Annotated in this window: 13 protein-coding genes; 7 read left to right on the forward strand and 6 right to left on the reverse strand. The window is 71.7% G+C overall.

The window, feature by feature from the left end; all coding sequences use genetic code 11:
• The first annotated feature begins 51 nt into the window (after positions 1-51).
• The 4 genes from ACWCXC_RS22920 (at position 52) to ACWCXC_RS22935 (ending at position 5,597) form a co-directional block, all read left to right on the forward strand.
• A complete protein-coding gene (locus ACWCXC_RS22920) occupies positions 52-2,637 on the forward strand; it encodes a Tox-REase-5 domain-containing protein (protein ID WP_450890395.1) in 2,586 nt (861 codons plus the stop codon).
• A gap of 104 nt (positions 2,638-2,741) precedes the next feature.
• Positions 2,742-3,461 carry a hypothetical protein gene (locus tag ACWCXC_RS22925; protein ID WP_450890396.1) on the forward strand — a complete coding sequence of 240 codons (720 nt, stop codon included), beginning with the start codon at positions 2,742-2,744 and terminating at the stop codon, positions 3,459-3,461.
• Positions 3,462-3,579: 118 nt separating this feature from the next.
• On the forward strand, positions 3,580-4,299 hold the full coding sequence (locus ACWCXC_RS22930; protein WP_450682651.1) for a DsbA family oxidoreductase: 720 nt from the start codon (positions 3,580-3,582) through the stop codon (positions 4,297-4,299).
• A 233-nt stretch (positions 4,300-4,532) separates the two neighbouring features.
• The gene (locus ACWCXC_RS22935; RefSeq protein ID WP_450890397.1) at positions 4,533-5,597 is read left to right on the forward strand and encodes an aminotransferase class V-fold PLP-dependent enzyme; all 1,065 of its coding nucleotides are present in this window, start codon (positions 4,533-4,535) and stop codon (positions 5,595-5,597) included.
• A gap of 19 nt (positions 5,598-5,616) precedes the next feature.
• Here ACWCXC_RS22935 and ACWCXC_RS22940 read toward each other — a convergent pair whose 3' ends face one another.
• Complete coding sequence (locus ACWCXC_RS22940; protein ID WP_450682653.1) at positions 5,617-6,102, reverse strand: MarR family winged helix-turn-helix transcriptional regulator; 486 nt, start codon at positions 6,100-6,102, stop codon at positions 5,617-5,619.
• 230 nt (positions 6,103-6,332) lie between these two features.
• Between ACWCXC_RS22940 and ACWCXC_RS22945 the strand changes: the two genes are divergently transcribed.
• Positions 6,333-7,406 (forward strand): alkene reductase, encoded by a 1,074-nt coding sequence (locus ACWCXC_RS22945; protein WP_450890398.1) that lies wholly within the window; start codon positions 6,333-6,335, stop codon positions 7,404-7,406.
• A 66-nt stretch (positions 7,407-7,472) separates the two neighbouring features.
• On the opposite strand, the gene ACWCXC_RS22950 is transcribed toward ACWCXC_RS22945, so the two are convergent.
• From ACWCXC_RS22950 to ACWCXC_RS22965, 4 genes are read right to left on the reverse strand one after another with little or no spacing between them, the layout of a single operon-like run.
• Positions 7,473-8,507, reverse strand: coding sequence for a LacI family DNA-binding transcriptional regulator (locus ACWCXC_RS22950; RefSeq protein WP_450890399.1), 1,035 nt, complete (start codon positions 8,505-8,507; stop codon positions 7,473-7,475).
• A gap of 41 nt (positions 8,508-8,548) precedes the next feature.
• Positions 8,549-9,415, reverse strand: coding sequence for a carbohydrate ABC transporter permease (locus ACWCXC_RS22955; protein ID WP_450682656.1), 867 nt, complete (start codon positions 9,413-9,415; stop codon positions 8,549-8,551).
• Complete coding sequence (locus ACWCXC_RS22960; protein WP_450890400.1) at positions 9,412-10,338, reverse strand: carbohydrate ABC transporter permease; 927 nt, start codon at positions 10,336-10,338, stop codon at positions 9,412-9,414. Before ACWCXC_RS22960 ends, ACWCXC_RS22955 begins: the two co-directional genes overlap by 4 nt.
• Positions 10,335-11,657 carry an ABC transporter substrate-binding protein gene (locus ACWCXC_RS22965; RefSeq protein WP_450682658.1) on the reverse strand — a complete coding sequence of 441 codons (1,323 nt, stop codon included), beginning with the start codon at positions 11,655-11,657 and terminating at the stop codon, positions 10,335-10,337. Before ACWCXC_RS22965 ends, ACWCXC_RS22960 begins: the two co-directional genes overlap by 4 nt.
• Before the next feature lie 181 nt (positions 11,658-11,838).
• Here ACWCXC_RS22965 and ACWCXC_RS22970 point away from each other — a divergent pair, with 181 nt between their 5' ends.
• Positions 11,839-13,884, forward strand: coding sequence for a beta-galactosidase (locus ACWCXC_RS22970; RefSeq protein ID WP_450682659.1), 2,046 nt, complete (start codon positions 11,839-11,841; stop codon positions 13,882-13,884).
• A 59-nt stretch (positions 13,885-13,943) separates the two neighbouring features.
• Positions 13,944-15,506 carry a glycoside hydrolase family 53 protein gene (locus tag ACWCXC_RS22975; RefSeq protein ID WP_450682660.1) on the forward strand — a complete coding sequence of 521 codons (1,563 nt, stop codon included), beginning with the start codon at positions 13,944-13,946 and terminating at the stop codon, positions 15,504-15,506.
• A 201-nt stretch (positions 15,507-15,707) separates the two neighbouring features.
• On the opposite strand, the gene ACWCXC_RS22980 is transcribed toward ACWCXC_RS22975, so the two are convergent.
• Entirely contained in the window at positions 15,708-17,054 is a 1,347-nt protein-coding gene (locus ACWCXC_RS22980; protein WP_450890401.1) for a tetratricopeptide repeat protein, read from the reverse strand.
• Positions 17,055-17,197 lie beyond the last annotated feature (143 nt).

Here is a 17,197-nt window from a genome sequence, read left to right on the forward strand (position 1 = left end):
CTGGGACGTCGTGATTTCTGCCTGCGGGCAGTGCTGGTGGGGGAGCTGGTCATGTCTGCGACTGGTGGAATAGCCGCGTACGGAGGGTTCGGACCGACCCCCGGCGCGGGACGCCGGGAGTTGCCGCGCTCGATGGGCGCGGTCCGGATGCTGGTGCACGTCCTGTTCGGGGCGACGCTCCTGGGTGCGGCCGGGCTGTTCGGTTCGGCGCTCGCGGCGGACGCGCTCGACGGGGTCGTCATCGGGCTGCTGGTCTACGGGGCCCTGCCCGGAGTCGCCGGATGGCTGCTCTCGCGGCGGGTGTGGACCGGCGGCCGGGGCGTGTGGGCCGGGCTCCTCGCCGTACAGGTCTGGCTGATCATCGGCGGCATATCCAACGCCGCCGACGGGTCCATGCGCGGGCTCACGCAGATCTTCCTGCCGGTACTGATCCTGATCTTCCTCACCCGGCCCCAGAGCCGCGAGTGGTTCCGGCTGCCGGCCGACCAGCGTGAGGACAAGCCGGAGTTCTCCCTCCCGCACATGATCACCTGGCGTCGCGACCGGGGGCAGTCCGCCCTGGAATACGTCGGGCTCGTCATGCTCGTCGCCGCCATCGTCGTCGCGCTGCTGCTCAGCGGCGTGGGCGGCCCGATGGCCGACCGCTTCCAGGAAGCCGTCTGCTCCGTCACCGGTACGTCCTGCCCGGCCAAGGGCAACGGCAGCGAGACCGTCAACGCGGGAGACAGCGCGGGCGGCGCCGACTCGGCCGGGCCCGGTGACGGCGCCACCGTCGTCGGCGGCGCGGACGGCGGCGGTGCCGACGGAGGGTCCGGTAGCGGCAGCGCGGGCTCCGGCAGCGCGGGCTCCGGAGGCGCCAACGGCGGCGCGGGCGGCTCCACGAGCGGCTCGGCCGGTGCGAGCGGTGGTGCCGGAGGCACCGATACGGGCGGCGGGGCCGGCGGCGCCGACACCGCCGGAGGTGCCGATGGGGGCGCGAACGGTGCCAACGGAGGTGCGAACGGCGGAGCCAGCGCCGGAGCGAACGGCGGCGCCGACACCGCCGGAGGCGCCGACGGTGGTACGGGCACCGCCGGCACCGACACCGCCGGTACGGACTCCGGCGGCACCGGCGGTCCCGACGGCCCCGGCACCGACACCTACCCCGAGGACTCGGAGGAGCCCGAGGCCGCCTACGACGACATCAACGTCTCCGGCGAGGACGACTCCGGCGACGACGGCGGGTCCGACGACGGCGACAAGGAGGACTGCAGCGGCTGGGGCTTCTTCGGCTGCGCCTGGGACCGTACCGCGCAGGTCGGCAAGGGCCTCTTCGTCGACGGCATCTGGGGCGATGTCACCGGGTTCGTGGACCTGTTCAAGCCGTCCACCTGGTCCGGCATCGCCGACTACGGCAAGCAGCTCGGCAGCGACTGGATGGACGACTCCAAGGGTGCGGTCGACAAGTGGAAGGACGGCGACTACCTCGGGGCGCTCGGTGACTGGGGCAAGGCGTCGTTCAACACCGTCGTGACGGTCGGCGACGACATGTTCGTCGGTGACGACGTGCGCGAGCGCTGGAACAACGGCGAAAAGACCCGCGCTGTGACGGACGTCGTCTGGAACGTCGGCTCGCTCTTCATCCCCGGCTACGACGTCGCCAAGGTCATCGGCAAGACCAGCAGGCTCGGCAAGATCGGGAAGATCGCCTCCGAGGTCGCGGAGGCCGCCGACGACGCGGGCAAGGCGTCGAAGCGGGCCCGCAAGGCCGCCGAGGCCGGAGACGTCGACGGAGCGCGGAAGGCGGCCAAGGAGGCCGACGACGCCGCCGACGAGGCCGAGGACGCGGCCCGCAAGACCGGCTGCTCCATCGCCTCCGGACCCCTCGGGCCCCGGACCCGTTACGGAGGCACCGGGGTCGCCGGATCCGGCACGGGTGTCCTCGCCGCCGGCCCGCCGGACCATGTGATCCTCGCCGACGACGGCTGCGACGAGGCCGCCAAGGCCAAGGCCGAGGAGGCCCGCAAGGCCGAGCGCGACGCCTGGACGGCGAAGAAGCGCGCGGAGGAGAAGGCCCGCGCGGAGAAGGCCCTGAAGGACAAGAAGCCGTGGCCCGAGGCCAAGCGCAACGACAGCTCCGACCCGCGCAACTACAACGACCCGAAGTGGGCCGAGAACCTGAACGACCCGGAGCTCGGCTCGGCCGACGCCGGTGACGGCTACTGGGGCAGCCGCGACCGCAACCCCAAGCCCAACTGGAAGAACGAGTCCTGGCTGCGCTACCAGGAGCAGATCACCAACACCAAGCGCGGCAAGGAGTACATCGTCGCCAACCCCAAGGAGGGCAAGCCCCCGGTCGAGTACGACGGGTGGGACTCCAGCAGGCAGACCTTCCTGGAGGCCAAGAACGGGTACAAGAGCTACCTGACCAAGGGCGACAAGTCGACGCTCACCAAGTCCGGCAAGGAGAAGTTCGTCAAGGAGGCCACCGAGCAGGTCGCCGCGTCCGGCGGACGCGCGGTCGAATGGCACTTCTCCGACCCCGACGTGGCCAAGGCCGCCCGCAAGGCCTTCCGTGAGGAAGGGCTGCCGATCAAGGTCGTCTACACCAAGCAGAACCCGGAGAAGAGCACCCGCAAGGCCGGCGCCTTCGACTGACGGCACCAGGTCACCCGGCGCGCGTCCACTAGCCTGGACGCGCGCCGGTCCGTACGCGCTGCGGCGGCGGAACGCACAACGCTCACGAACGGTGGAGGCAGGACATGCGACGTGTGGTGCGGGGCTTCTGGGGACCTCGGAAGGAGTCGCCCGCGGCGCTCGCGGGCCGCTGGGCGGCCACGCTCGACGCGCTCACCGGACTGCTCCCGGCAGCCGGTTCCGCCCCGGCCGGGCAGCCGTGGACATGGACCCTCCAGCGCGCGTCCGGTGCGCCGACCCCGCTCCCCGGCGAGGAGGCCGCGCTGACGGCCGCGCTCCAGGCCGACCACGACTCCCCGGACACCTCCGACGGGGCGGGGCTGAACCTGTCGAGCAGCGGTGAGCCGGGCTGGGAGGTCACCGTACGGGGCCGGGGCGGCGGCGAGTCGGAGTACGTCACCCAGTCCCTCCTTGTCACCGTCGTCTCCCCGGACACCGCCGACGTCCCCGAGGCCGCGCTCCTCGCCCTGCTCGCCGACGTCTGGCAGCCCGACATCGGCGACGTCACCGACGACGACGTCCTCGACGCCCTGGAGGACGAGGCCGGCTACGACTACACGCTCTCCCAGCTCTGCGTCGGCCGGCTCGGCTACCTCTCCCCGGGCCGCGCCGCCCTCGCCCCCGAGGGCGTCGGCACCGCCCGCAAGGAACTGAACGGTCCCGGCGTGCTCCTCGACATCGCCCCGCCCGGCGACACGGACACCGTCGTCGCCGCGTACGAGCGGCTGCGCGACGCCGGAGCGCTGGAGCCGCTGCCCCGGCCGATGAACCGCACGCATCTCTAGAACAGCGACGCGGGCCGGGTCGGGAATGACCGGTCCCCGTCGCGTGTTCTCCCGGGGGGCGGAGCGGCCTTCCCCGCCGCCCGAGCAGCCGCACGAGAGCCTGGAGAGAAGAAGAGTCATGCGCGTCGAGATCTGGAGCGACATCGCCTGCCCCTGGTGCTACATCGGGAAGGCCCGGTTCGAGAAGGGCCTGGCGGGCTTCGCCCACCGCGACGAGGTCGAGGTGGTCCACCGCTCCTTCGAACTCGACCCCGGGCGCGCCAAGGGCGACACCGGCCAGGTCATCGAGATGCTGGCGACGAAGTACGGGCGCACCGTCGAGGAGGCCCGCTCCATGGAGGCGAACGTCGCGGCCAACGCGCAGGCCGAGGGGCTCGGCTACCTCACCGAGGGGCGCGACCACGGCAGCACCTTCGACATCCACCGGCTGCTCCACCTGGCCAAGGCCCGGGGCCGCCAGGACGCGCTGCTGAACCTCGCCTACCGCGCCAACTTCGCCGAGGAACGGTCCGTCTACGACGACGAGGTCCTCGTCGACCTCGCCGTGGAGGCCGGTCTCGACGGGGCCGAGGCGCGCGCGGTGCTCGCCGATCCGCAGGCGTACGCCGCCGAGGTGCGGGCCGACGAGCAGGAGGCCGCCGAGCTCGGTGCCAACGCGGTGCCGTTCTTCGTTCTCGACCGCCGCTACGGCATCTCCGGCGGCCAGCCCGCCGAGGTCTTCGCCCAGGCGCTGGAGCAGGCGTGGAAGGACCGCCCGCTGACCGCGATCGGCGGTGACGCGGCGGCCTGCGACGCGGACGGCGCCTGCGAGGTGCCCGCGTCCGGCACCACCGCCTGACGCGCGGCGGGAGAGCGTCGGCGCCGGACCTTCAGGCGCGACGGGGGACGCGCCCCCGCCTCCGCACCACAGGCACCCCGGCCCCACGCCTCGCTCCAGCCTCCGCCCCGGCGGCACCCCCGGCGCCACGCCAAACCCTGGTCCCGCGCCTCGCCCCCGCGCCGCCCGCCTCGTCCCGCCCCCGCGCCGGTCGCGTCGTTGACGGCGGGGGGAGGGGGCCTCACGCTGGGCTCATGATGATCTCTTCGCTCAGCCGTGCGGCAGCCGCCGAGTTCGCGCCGGAGACCGCCTACCTCAACACCTCCTCCTGCGGGCTGCTGCCGCGCCGTGCCGTCGACGCCGTGAAGGCGCTCGCCGAGGAGAACGCCACCGGCCGCAGGGCCGGGGCGGGCGACTTCGAGGCGGTGGACCGGGCCCGGGAGGGGTTCGCGCGGATCGCCGGGGTGGACGCGGGCCGGGTGGCGGCCGGCAGTTCGGTGGCGGTCCACGTGGGGCTGATCGCGTGCTCGCTGTCGACCGGAGCCGAAGTCCTCGTACCCGAGGGGGAGTTCTCCTCGGTCACCAGTCCGTTCGCGGTCCGGGGCGACCTCGATCTGCGGGTCGTCCCGCTGGAGCGGCTTGCCGAGGCGGTACGGCCGCGTACCGCGCTGGTCGCCTTCTCCTCGGTGCAGTCCGCCGACGGCCGGCTCGCGGATCTCGCCGCCGTCCGGGCCGCCGCGGCCGCCCACGGGGCCCGTACGCTGCTGGACGCCACCCAGTCCGCCGGCTGGCTCCCGCTCGACGCGGGGGCGTACGACTACACCGTCACCGCCGGGTTCAAGTTCCTTCTCTGCCCGCGCGGAACGTCCTTCCTGACCGTCACCCGCGAGGCGCAGGAGTCCCTGCCGCCCGTCTTCGCGGGGTGGCCCGCCGCCGCCGACGGGTGGGACAGCATGTACGCGCCGCTCGCCACGCTCGCCCCGGACGCGCGCCGCTACGACGAGCCGCCCGCCTTCCTGCCGTACCACGGCGCGGCGCGGTCGCTGGACCTGGTGAACGAGATCGGGGTCGAGGCGCTGCACGCGCACGCCACCGCGCTCGCGGCCCGGTTCCGCGACGGGCTGGAGGGGCTGGGGCACAAGCCGGTGCCGGGGGAGACGGCCGTCGTGGCGGTGCCCGGACTCGGCGGCCGGGCGGCGGAACTGGAACGCGCGGGGGTCATGGTCTCGGACCGCGCGGGCCATCTGCGCGCGGCCTTCCACCTCTACAACACCGAGGCCCACGTGGACCTGGCCCTGCGGGTGCTCGCCGGCCGCTGATCCGCTCCGCGACGGGCGGTCAGGGCGTCTCGGGACAGTCCGCCGTCTCGCGGCAGAGGTTCTCCTCGACCTTGGCGAGCAGCCGCGCCAGTTCCGTACGCTCGTCCGCGTCCAGGCCCGCCAGGGTGTGCTCCTCCAGATTCGTCCAGGCCCGCTCGACGTCGGAGAGCAGGGCGCAGCTGCTGTCCGTGGCCTCGACCAGGACGGCCCTGCGGTCGGCCGGGTCGGGGCTGCGGCGCACATGCCCGGCCTGTTCGAGGCGCTGGAGCATCTTGGTGACCGTGGAGGGGTCCAGGTCGACCGCCTTGATCACCTCGGACTGCCTCACCGCGCCGGTGTCCCAGAGGCACATCATCAGGTACTCCTGGCCGGGGTAGAGGCCGGTGGCCTTGAGCAGCTTGCCCGCCGCGATCCGGTGCAGCCGCGCGACCCGCGACACGGCATGGCTGACCGGGCCGCCCCGGGCGGCGCCGGGCAGGTGGCTACAGGCGGGATCGGAGGTCATCGCGGGCTCCTCGGACGGGGGTGCGGGCGGGCTGCGGGCCGGGCCCCGGACGGCCGGCGCTCCCGGCCCCGGGCGGTCCGCCAACTTTACCTTGGCCGGCCAATTAATAGGCTACAGTGGCACGCGTCGCAGATCGTTGGCCGACCACATACTTTTTGTTGGCCGACCACATATCGCGTGTTCCGTCGTGTCCGTTTCCTGTCGTGTCCGTTTTCTCCTGGGGGCTTCTCATGACCACCGCGTTCGACGCGCTCGACCTGGCCGGCACCCCGCTGGCCAACCGCATCGCCCTCGCGCCGATGACCCGCAGCCGGGCGGGGGAGGGCGGGATACCCACGGCCCTGATGGCGGAGTACTACGCCCAGCGCGCCTCGGCCGGGCTGCTCATCACCGAGGGCGTCCAGCCCTCCCCGGTCGGCCAGGGCTACCCCTCCACCCCGGGCCTGCACAGCGCCGGCCAGATCGCGGGCTGGCGCGCCGTCACCGACGCCGTGCACGCGAAGGGCGGGCGGATCTTCGCCCAGATCATGCACGCCGGCCGCATCGGCCACCCGGACCTGCTGCCCGACGGCCTCGTCCCGGTCGGCCCCTCCGCCGTCGCAGCCACCGGACAGGTCTTCACCCCGGAGGGCCCCAAGGACTTCGTGACCCCGCACGCCCTGACCGACGCGGAGGTCCGCGCCACCGTCGCCGACTTCGCCTCCGCCGCCCGGGGCGCGATCGACGCCGGATTCGACGGGGTGGAACTGCACGGCGCCAACGGCTATCTCATCCACCAGTTCCTGGCGCCGGGCTCCAACCGGCGCACCGACCACTGGGGCGGATCGACTGAGGCCCGGATCCGCTTCGCCCTGGAGGCCGTGCGGGCCGTCGCCGACGAGATCGGCGCCCACCGCACCGCGATCCGCCTCTCGCCCGGCAACCCGTACAACGACATCGACGAGCCCGCCCCCGAGGCCGCGTACGAGGCCCTGGTGCGGGCGCTCGAACCGCTCGGGCTCGCCTATCTGCACCTCGTCGAGACGAAGCCCGGCGACCGGGTGCTCACCGAGACGCTGCGCAAGGAGTTCGGCGGGACGCTCGTCCTCAACCCGGCGAGCGACGGCCCGACCGGCCCCGGGGAACTCGCCCTGGTCGAGGAGGGTGTGGCCGATCTCGTCTCCTACGGCGCGCTGTTCCTGGCCAACCCCGACCTGCCGGAGCGGCTGCGGGCCGGCGGCCCCTTCAACACCCCGGACCGCGCCACCATGTACGGGGGCGACCACCGCGGATACACCGACTACCCGGTGCTCGGCGGCGTCTGAGGGCGGCCAGCGGCCGGTGTGCGGCGGCCCGCGCTCCGGCCGGACCGCCGCGCGGCCGGCCGCCGGTCACGCCGACGCGCGCCGGACCAGTTCCGTCGGCAGTATCACCGCGGCCGGGTCCTCCCCGCCGATCTGGGCCAGCAGCACCCGTACCATCTCGGAGCTGATCCGGTCCCACGGCTGGCGGATGGTCGTCAGGGCGGGCCGGGAGGCGAGCGCCGCGGGGGAGTCGTCGAAACCGCCCACCGCCACGTCGTCGGGGACGCTGCGGCCGGCCTTCTCCAGCGCCGCGAGGACGCCCTGCGCCATCAGGTCCGAGGCCACGAACACCGCGTCCACGTCCGGTGCCCGCTCCAGCAGCAGCGCTGCCGCCGCCTCCCCGCCCGCCCGGCTGTAGTCGCCCGGTACGATCAGCGCGTCGTCGGCGGGCAGCCCGCATTCGGCCAGCGTCTCGCGGTAGCCCGCGAGCCGTTCCACCCCGCCCGGGGTGTCCAGCGGGCCGCTGACCGTACCGATCCGGCGGCGCCCCGACGCGTACAGGAAACGCACCATGTCCCGGGCGCCGTCCCGGTCGTCGGCCGCCACATAGCTGACCTTCGACCCCTGCCCGAGCGGTTTGCCGCAGGCGACCAGGGGGACGCCCGCCTCGTGGAGCTGGGTGGCGACCGGGTCGCCGGAGTGGCTGGAGACCAGCAGTACCCCGTCCACATGGCCGGCGATGTAGCGCATGTTCCGGCGGCGTTCGGCCTCCGTGCCCGCGATCATCAGCAGCAGCGGGATGTCGTGCGCGGCGAGCGCGCTGGTGCAGCCGCGCAGCAGCACATTGAAGTTCGGGTCCTCGAAGAACCGCTCCTGGGGTTCGGTGAGCAGGAACGCCACCGAGTCGGAGCGGCCCGTGATGAGCGACCTGGCGTGCCGGTTCACGGTGTAGCCGGTCCTGCGGATCGCCGCGTTCACCGCGTCGAGGGCCGCCGGGCTGACGTTGTGGCCGCCGTTCAGCACTCGGGAGACCGTGCCCCGGGAGACCCCGGCCTCCCGTGCCACGTCATGGATGGTCGGCGGCCGTCGGCGTCCCGATCCGGTCTGTTCTGTGCGGCTCATGGTGCGTGATCTTTCATCAAGTGACGTCCTGGCGGGGCCCGTCAGGACTTTACGGCCCCGGAGAGCAGGTCGAGGCTCCAGAACCGCTGGATGACCAGGAACAGGGCGATCAGCGGGACGATCGCCAGCAGCGCCCCCGTGATCACCAGCGTATAGAGGGCGGGGGTGGACGCGCCCTGCTGGAGCAGGGTGAACAGTCCCAGCGTGACCGGGAACTTCTCGTCGTCGCCGAGCATGATGTACGGCAGCAGGAAGTTGTTCCAGATCGCGACGAACTGGAAGAGGAAGACGGTCACCAGCCCCGGCACCATCATCGGCAGCGCGATGGTGCGGAAGATCCGCCACTCCCCGCCGCCGTCCATCCGGCCGGCCTCGACGACGTCGCCCGGCACGGCCGCCGCCGCGTAGATCCGGGCCAGATAGACGCCGTACGGCGAGAGGATCACGGGCAGCATCACCGACAGGGCGGAGTCGGTGAGGTCGGCCTTCGCCATCAGCAGGTACTGCGGGACGGCGAGGATCACCGGGGGCATCAGCACCCCGGCGAGCAGGATGTTGAAGATCGTCTCCCGGCCCCGGAAGCGGTACATCGCGAGCGCGTAGCCGGAGACCGCGGAGACGGCGGTGGACAGCAGGGCGCCGACGCCGGCGTACAGGGCCGAGTTGGCCATCCACCTCCAGTAGACCCCGTCCCGGTACGCCGAGAGGTCGGCGAGGTTGTCCGCGAAGCCGGAGCCGGGCAGGAAGGTGAAGGTGGAGAACAGCTCGCCGCCGGACTTGGTCGAGGCGACGAGGATCCAGACCACCGGCAGCAGGCAGTACAGGGCGCCCAGCAGCAGCGCCGCCGTGGGCACGGGGGCGAACCGGCGGCGGGCCGTCACGGGCCCTCCCGGGTGCGTCGTGGTCACGAGGCGTCCCCCTGCTTCGTACGGGAGTTGGCGGCCTTGAGGAAGCCGAAGGACAGGGCCAGGGTGACGAAGGCGATGATGACCGCCTGGGCGGCCGCCGCGTAGATGTCGTTGGTGACGAACGCGTCCTGGTAGACCTTCATCAGCGGACTCCAGGTGGTGGAGAGGGAGTTGGTGAGCGGCTTCAGCGTCGTCGGCTCGCTGAACACCTGGAGCGTCGCGATGATCGAGAAGAAGAAGGTCAGCACCAGCGATGGCGCGACCATCGGGATCTTGATCCGCAGGGCGATCTGGAGCTGCGAGCAGCCGTCCAGCCGGGCCGCCTCGAAGATCTCGGCGGGGATGGCGCGCAGCGAGGTGTAGATGACGATCATGTTGAAGCCGGTGCCGCCCCAGACCGCGATGTTGGCGAGCGCGAGGTAGAGCGGGCCGCCGTCGAGCAGATCGGGTCGCGGCAGGCCGGCCCGGTCGAGCAGGAAGTGGAACGGGCTGACGTCCGGCAGGTAGAGGAAGCCCCACATCAGGGCCGCGACCACGCCGGGGATGGCGTAGGGCAGGAAGATCGCCAGCCGGGTGAAGCCGCGCAGCCGGATCCGTTCGGTGTCCAGGAGCAGCGCGAAGAGCAGGGCGAGGCCCAGCATGACGGGGACGACGATCGCGCCGTAGCCGAGGATGCGCAGCGCGCCGTGCAGCAGTTCGGAGTCGGAGAGCGCCTGGCGGTAGTTGGCGAGCCCGGCCCAGACCTCCTGGCGCGCGCCCCTGCCGAGGCCCAGTCCGCTGACCTCGGTCCTGCGCAGGCTGAGGTAGAGGGCGTAGCCGATGGGCAGCGCGAAGAAGAGCAGGAAGAGCAGGGTGGCGGGGATCAGGAAGGCGTACGGGGCGCTCTTGACCCCGTACGGCTTCCGGCGGCGTGCGCGTGTCACTCGGAGACTCCGAAGCCCTGCTTCTTCAGGTCGGCGACGGTGGCGTCCTGCATCGCGGTGAGCGCGGGGCCGAAGGCCGACCGGTTCTTGGCGGCGGTGGCGAAGTTGTCCTTGAACGCGGTGTACGCGACGTTCACGTTCGGGCCCCAGGCGGCGGGGGCGGTGCCCTTGGCGATCTTCGCGGCCTCGGTGTAGAAGTCCGGCTGGTTGGAGAAGTAGGCCGGGGGCTTCGCGAGCGCGCCGCCGGTCTGGGCGGCGGTGGCGGCGGGGTAGATGCCGCTCTCCTTGACCAGGGCGGCGAGCGCGGCGGAGTCGGTGTTCAGCCACTTCGCGAAGGTGGCCGCCGCCTCCTTGTGCTTCGAGTCGTTGGTGACGGCGGTGGAGGAGCCGCCCCAGCTGCCGGTGACGTTCTCGCCGGCCGTCCACTGGGGGAGCGGGGCCATGGCCCACTTGCCCGCGGTGTCCGGGGCGGCGGTGTTCAGGGTGCCGGGCGCCCAGACGGCGCTGACCCAGGCGATCTGCTTGCCGGTGTTGAGCGCCTTGTTCCAGGCCGGGGTGTACATCGGCTGGTTGTCGATGGCGCCCTCCTTGACGAGGCCGCCCCAGAAGTCCGAGACCTTGCGGGTGGCCGGGTCGTCGATGGCGACCTTCCACGTGTCACCGGAGGTGGTCCACCACTGCGCCCCGGCCTGCTGGGCCAGGCCCGCGAAGAGCCCGGAGTCGTTGGAGGAGAAGGTGGTGAGGTCCTTGTCCGGGGCCTTCTTCTTCAGCGCGCGGGCGGTCTCGGCGAACGCCTCCCAGGTGGTGGGCACGGTCAGCCCGTACCGCTCGAACAGGTCCTTGCGGTAGTAGAACATCAGCGGGCCGGAGTCCTGCGGCAGCGCGTACAGGGCGTCCGAGCCCAGCGTCGCCTGCTGCCAGACGCCCTCGGCGAACGCGTCCTTCGCGTCGCCGGCCTCCTTGGATATGTCGGCCAGCACATCGTTGGAGACCAGGGTGGGCAGCGCCTGGTACTCCGCCTGCACCAGGTCGGGGGCCTTGTGCGCCTTCGCCGCGGTGATGATCTTGGTGACCAGGTCGTCGCCGCTGGCCTGCTTCTTCACCGTGACGGTGATGCCGGCCTTCTTGCCCTCGCCCTTGTTCCAGAGGTCCGCGACCTTGTCCAGGCCGGGGGCCCAGGCCCAGTAGGTGAGCGAGACGGGGCCGGAGGCGGCCGGTCCTTCGCCGCTGCCGTCGTCGTCCGACGAGCCGCAGCCCGTGAGCAGGGCGGTGGCGGCGAGCGAGGCGGCCGCGCAGGCCGCGACGATGCGGTACTTCATGGAGGTCTCCCCTGACGAGAAGCGAGGGTGCAGCGCCTGATGTGCGCTGTGAGCGTTCACAGTAGAGAAACGAAACCGACACTTGTCAATGGTTGTTGCTGTGCGGTTATGTTGGGTCTGTGCCGCCGAGACGGTCTGTGCACGTTCCCAGACGTTGTACCAAAGAGCCCAGGAGACACCCATGCCGCACACCCCTCGCGCGACCGCTCCGCAGGGTCTGCACCAGCTGGCCTTCGGGGGCGACTACAACCCCGAGCAGTGGCCCGAGGAGGTCTGGCACGAGGACATGCGCCTCATGCGGGAGGCCGGCGTCACCATGGTCAGCGTCGGGATCTTCTCCTGGGCCCTGCTGGAACCCGACCCCGGCCGCTACGACTTCGGCTGGCTCGACCGCCTCCTGGACCTGCTGCACGCCAACGGTGTCCGGGCCGACCTCGGCACCCCCACCGTCGCCCCGCCCGCCTGGTTCTACCGCGCCCACCCCGAGGCGCTCCCCGTCGACCGGGACGGCACCCGGTACGCCTTCGGCTCACGCGGCGCGATCTGCCACAGCAACCCCGACTACCGGGCCGCCGCGGCGAACATCACCGAACAACTCGCCCGCCGCTACGCGGACCACCCGGCCCTCGCCCTCTGGCACGTCCACAACGAGTACGGCGTCCCGGTCAGCGCCTGCTACTGCGACCGGTGCGCGGCCGGCTTCCGCCGCTGGCTGGCCGGCCGGCACGGCTCCGTCGAGGCGGTCAACGCGGCCTGGGGCACCGCGTTCTGGGGCCAGCGCTACCGCAGCCTCGACGAGATCGACCCGCCGCGCACCACCCCGACCGTCGGCAACCCCGCCCAGCACCTCGACTACGCGCGCTTCGCCGACGCCACCATGCGCGAGAACTTCCGCGCCGAACGGGACCTGCTGCACCGCCTGGCCCCCGGCATCCCGGTCACCACCAACTTCATGACCGCGCTCAGCCAGTGCGACTCGGTGGACTACTGGGCCTGGGGCCGCGAGGTCGACCTCGTCACCAACGACCACTACCTGATCACCGACGGCCGCCGCACCCACGTCAACCTCGCCATGGCCGCCGACCTCACCCGCTCGGTCGCCGGCGGCGCCCCCTGGCTGCTCCTGGAGCACTCCACCAGCGGCGTCAACTGGCAGCCCCGCAACCCCGCCAAGCGCCCCGGCGAGATGGCCCGCAACAGCCTGGCGCACGTGGCCCGCGGCTCCGAGGGCGCGATGTTCTTCCAGTGGCGGCAGTCCCGGCAGGGCGCCGAGAAGTTCCACTCCGCGATGGTCCCGCACGCCGGAACGGACTCCCGGATCTGGCGCGAGGTCTCCCGGCTGGGCGCCGACCTCGGACTGCTGAACGAGATCCGCACCACCCGGACCGTCGCGGACGCGGCCATGGTCTGGGACTGGCAGTCCTGGTGGGCGCAGTCCCTGGAGTGGCGGCCCAGCCAGGCCCACGACGCCCGCGAGCGCGCCGACGCCTACTACGCCGCGCTCTACGACCGGCACCTCACCGTCGACTTCGCCCACCCGGACGCCGACCTCTCCGGCCACCCCCTGGTCGTCGTCCCGGCCCTCTACCTCGCCACCGAGGAGACCGGCCGCAATCTGCGCCGGTACGTGGAGGGCGGCGGCACCCTCGTCGTCTCGTACTTCTCCGGCATCGTCGACACCAACGACGCCGTGCACCCCGGTCCGTACCCGGGGGCGCTGCGCGACGTGCTGGGGCTGACCGTCGAGGAGTTCTCCCCGCTCGGGGAGGGCGAGACGGTCCGGCTGATCACGCCCGAGGGCGCCCCCGGGGGCCCGGAGCTGACCGCCGACCTCTGGACGGACGTGGTGGTCCCGCGCGGCGCCGAGACCATGTGGTCCTACGCCGACGGCATCCCGGCGGGACGGCCCGCCGTCACCCGCCACCGCCTCGGCGAGGGCACCGCCTGGTACGTCTCCACCCGGCCGACCGCCGAGGGCCTGGACGCCGTCCTCGACCGCGTCTGCGAGGACGCCGGCATCGCCCCCCGCACCGGGATCCCGCACGACGTCGAGGCGGTCACCCGCACCGGCGAGGCCGGCACCTACCTCTTCCTGATCAACCACACCGGGAGCGAGGCCAAGGTGCCCCTCGACGCCCCCGGCACCGAACTCCTCACCGGAGAGCCGGCCACCGGACGCCTCGCCGTCCCGGCGGGCGGCGTCCGCGTGGTCCGCCTCCACGGCTGAGGACGCACCACCCGCACCACCCCCGCATCCCCCGCGCAACAGTCGAAGGGACATCGACGATGTACGGAACGACGCACGGCAGAAGGAGAGCGGGGGTGCTGGCGGCCTCGCTCTCCGGCCTCCTGCTGGCCGCACTCCCGGCCCTCCCCGCCCACGCGGCCACCCCCACCCCCGTCAACACCGGCTTCGAGTCCGGCAGCACCGGCTGGTCGACGTACTCCGCCACCGGGCAGAACGCCGCCTCCTTCACCGAGGCAGGCGGCCACGGAGGCAGCACCCGGCTCAGCCACTGGTCCGCCTCCGCCTACAAGGTGGAGACGTACCAGTACCTCACCGGCCTCACCGACGGCACGTACACCCTGAGCGCCTGGGTGCGGTCCAGCGGCGGCCAGAACGCCGCCTACCTCGCCCTGCGCAACTGCGGCGGCGCCGAACAGCGCACCGATCTGCCGCCCACCCCCAACGGCGCCTGGATCCGCCTCACCACCTCCGTGAAGGTGACCGGAGGTGCCTGCACCCTCAGCCTCAACTCCGACGCCCACGCGGGGGAGTGGGCCAACTTCGACGACATCGCCTTCGCCCCCGGCTCCACCGGCCTCACCGTCAAGGGAGGCGACCTCTCCACCCTCCCGAAGAACGAGGCCCACGGCGCCGCCTACCGCTCCGCGAGCGGCACCGCCGGCGACGCGATGGGCCTGCTGCGCTCCGCCGGGATGAACTACGTCCGCCTCAAGGTGTGGGTGAACCCGGCCGACGGCTACAACGACAAGGCCCACGTCCTGGCCATGGCCAAGCGCGCCAAGGCCCTCGGCATGAAGGTCCTCGTCGACTTCCACTACTCCGACAGCTGGGCCGACCCCGGCAAGCAGACCAAGCCCGCCGCCTGGGCCGGACACGGCTACGCGCAGCTGCGCACCGACGTCTACACCCACACGTACGACGTGCTGAACGCCCTCAAGGCGCAGGGCACCACCGCCGACATGGTCCAGATCGGCAACGAGATCAATGCCGGGATGCTCTGGCCCGAGGGCTCCACCGACCACTGGTCCCAGCTCGCCGGACTGCTCACCTCCGGCGCGAACGCGGCCAAGGCCGTCTCCTCGGGTACGAAGGTGGCCCTGCACCTCGCCAAGGGCGGCGACAACGCGGGCACCCGCTGGTGGTTCGACAACGCCGTCGCGTACGGGGTGCCCTTCGACGTCGTCGCGCTCTCGTACTACGGCTACTGGCACGGGCCGCTCTCCGACCTCCAGACCAACCTGGACGACGCCGCCGCCCGCTACGGGAAGCCGGTGCTGGTCGCCGAGACCGCCTACGCCCACACCCTCGCCGACGCCGACGGGCTGGAGAACAACATCGCCACCGCCGGCCAGCTGGTCAGCGGCTATCCCGCCACCCCGGCCGGGCAGGCCGCCAACCTCCGCGACGTCCTGAACGTCGTCGAGGCCGTGCCCGGCGGCCGGGGACTGGGCGCGGTCTACTGGGAGCCGGCCTGGACCGCCGTCGCCGGCAGCGGCTGGGACCCGGCCGACCCCGCGTCGGGCAACGCCTGGGAGAACCAGGCCCTGTTCGGCTACGACGCGAAACTGCTGCCGGCCGCCTCCTGGTTCTCCCACCGGTAGCGGACGCTACGCCTGCGGGGCGTATGGCTGAGCATGTGCAAGATCCCGGACGACGCGGAGCGTGGGGCGTCTACCTGGTGGACCGCACGCCCGAACTCGGGCGGTCCCCGCTGCTCGCGGTCGCAGCGTTCCGCCGGTACGGACTCGCCGCGTAGTACGGGCTGAGCCCCCGCCACTCCGACGGGGAGGGCGGGGGCCTTGCTAGGCCGGGATCAGGTCGGGGCGCACGACGGTCCGAGCGCGTTCGTACAACGCATGCGCGGCGTGATTCCGTACGTGCGGGCTGATCAGGTTGAACATGTCCGACATGCGCTTGTCGATTCGGCCCGAATTGACAAGTGGATAGTCGTCTAGTGCGAGCCCCCACGTATGGCAAGCCGCTTCAAGATGACCAACGGCCAATTGACGCTCGGCGAGGATCGCGCGTTCCTTGACACGCGTCCGCCGATAGATGCTGTATCGGAGTCGGTCCGATTCCTCCAAGGCGGCAACCGCGCCATGCACGTCGCCCAGCTCGAAGCGCACCTGCCCGGTGTGGTAGTTGAGCGCGGCAGGGTCATACGAACCGAACACCTTGCCTCGCGATTCCGCCTTGTCCATCGCTATTTCGGCCTCCTGCAAGTACATGCGCGCAGACCGCCGATCGCCGATCTGTGCGGCGGCATGTGCTTGCTGCCCGGCGAGGAAGGCGCGCATTCGCGGTCCAGCTTGTGGCGAGGATGCCGCCGCAGCGTCGGCAAGTCGCATTGCGATGGGGCCTTGACCTAGGTCAACGGCTTGGACGCTCATGCCGCGCAGCGTCGTGCAGAAGGTCAGATGATCTTCCGACGCTCCCGCAAGCTGTAGCGCTTGGAGGTAGTAGCGCTGCGCGAGTCCGTGCAGCCCCTCATCTACGGCCATGTACCCCGTGAGGTAACAGAGGTCAGATGCCGCGGACATCATGGCCTTCCGCACGTCTTCGGGGCCGGGCGTCCGTAGGAACGGAGCGACCGTGTTCACAAGGAACGTTGCGGCCAATGGGCGAGCAGTGCGCCCCCCGAACTGATCGTCCATGGACGAAAGCTGTTCCGTCATCGCAGCCACCGTCTGAACGTCGGACATGCCGATACGAGTACGCATACCTCTCTGGGCAGCTTCCATCCGCCCCACTACGTCCGGCCACTCCGGAACGGTCAACGCGACAGAGAACAGCGCTGCGCTTAGCACGCTACGGCGGGAAGGGTCCATGTCCAGCCTTCCAAGATCAATGATCCCGTCAACCGTGCTGGAGGGTGCCGCCTCCGTTCTGCTCTCCGGGACTGGGAAGCCGGCTTCAGCATGAGTGACGGGCCGCCCCAACTTCCGGGCGAACGCTTCCAAGATCAGCGACCGGGCATCCTCGCGCGGGACGCTTCCGCTCATCCATTGGTGAACGGACGGTGCGCGGTACTGCTTGGGGGTTTCCCGTTCGGTACCAACCCGGTTGATCGCTTGTGCGCACTGGCGCAGCGTCCAGCCGGTCTCACGGAACAGACGCTCTAGCGCAGTGTTCGGCTCACTGGTGCCCACGGTCGTTCAACTCCCCTTGCACGGTCGCGTTAATCGCTTAACGCTCTTAGAGGTCCTAACAAAGGCGTTTCACGTGCCGGTGTGTGATGAGGCAGGTGGCGAGGCCGAGGAAGGCTTCGTGGATGTCGTCTCGCCGCTCCCAG

Source organism: Streptomyces sp. NPDC001515, assembly GCF_053597115.1.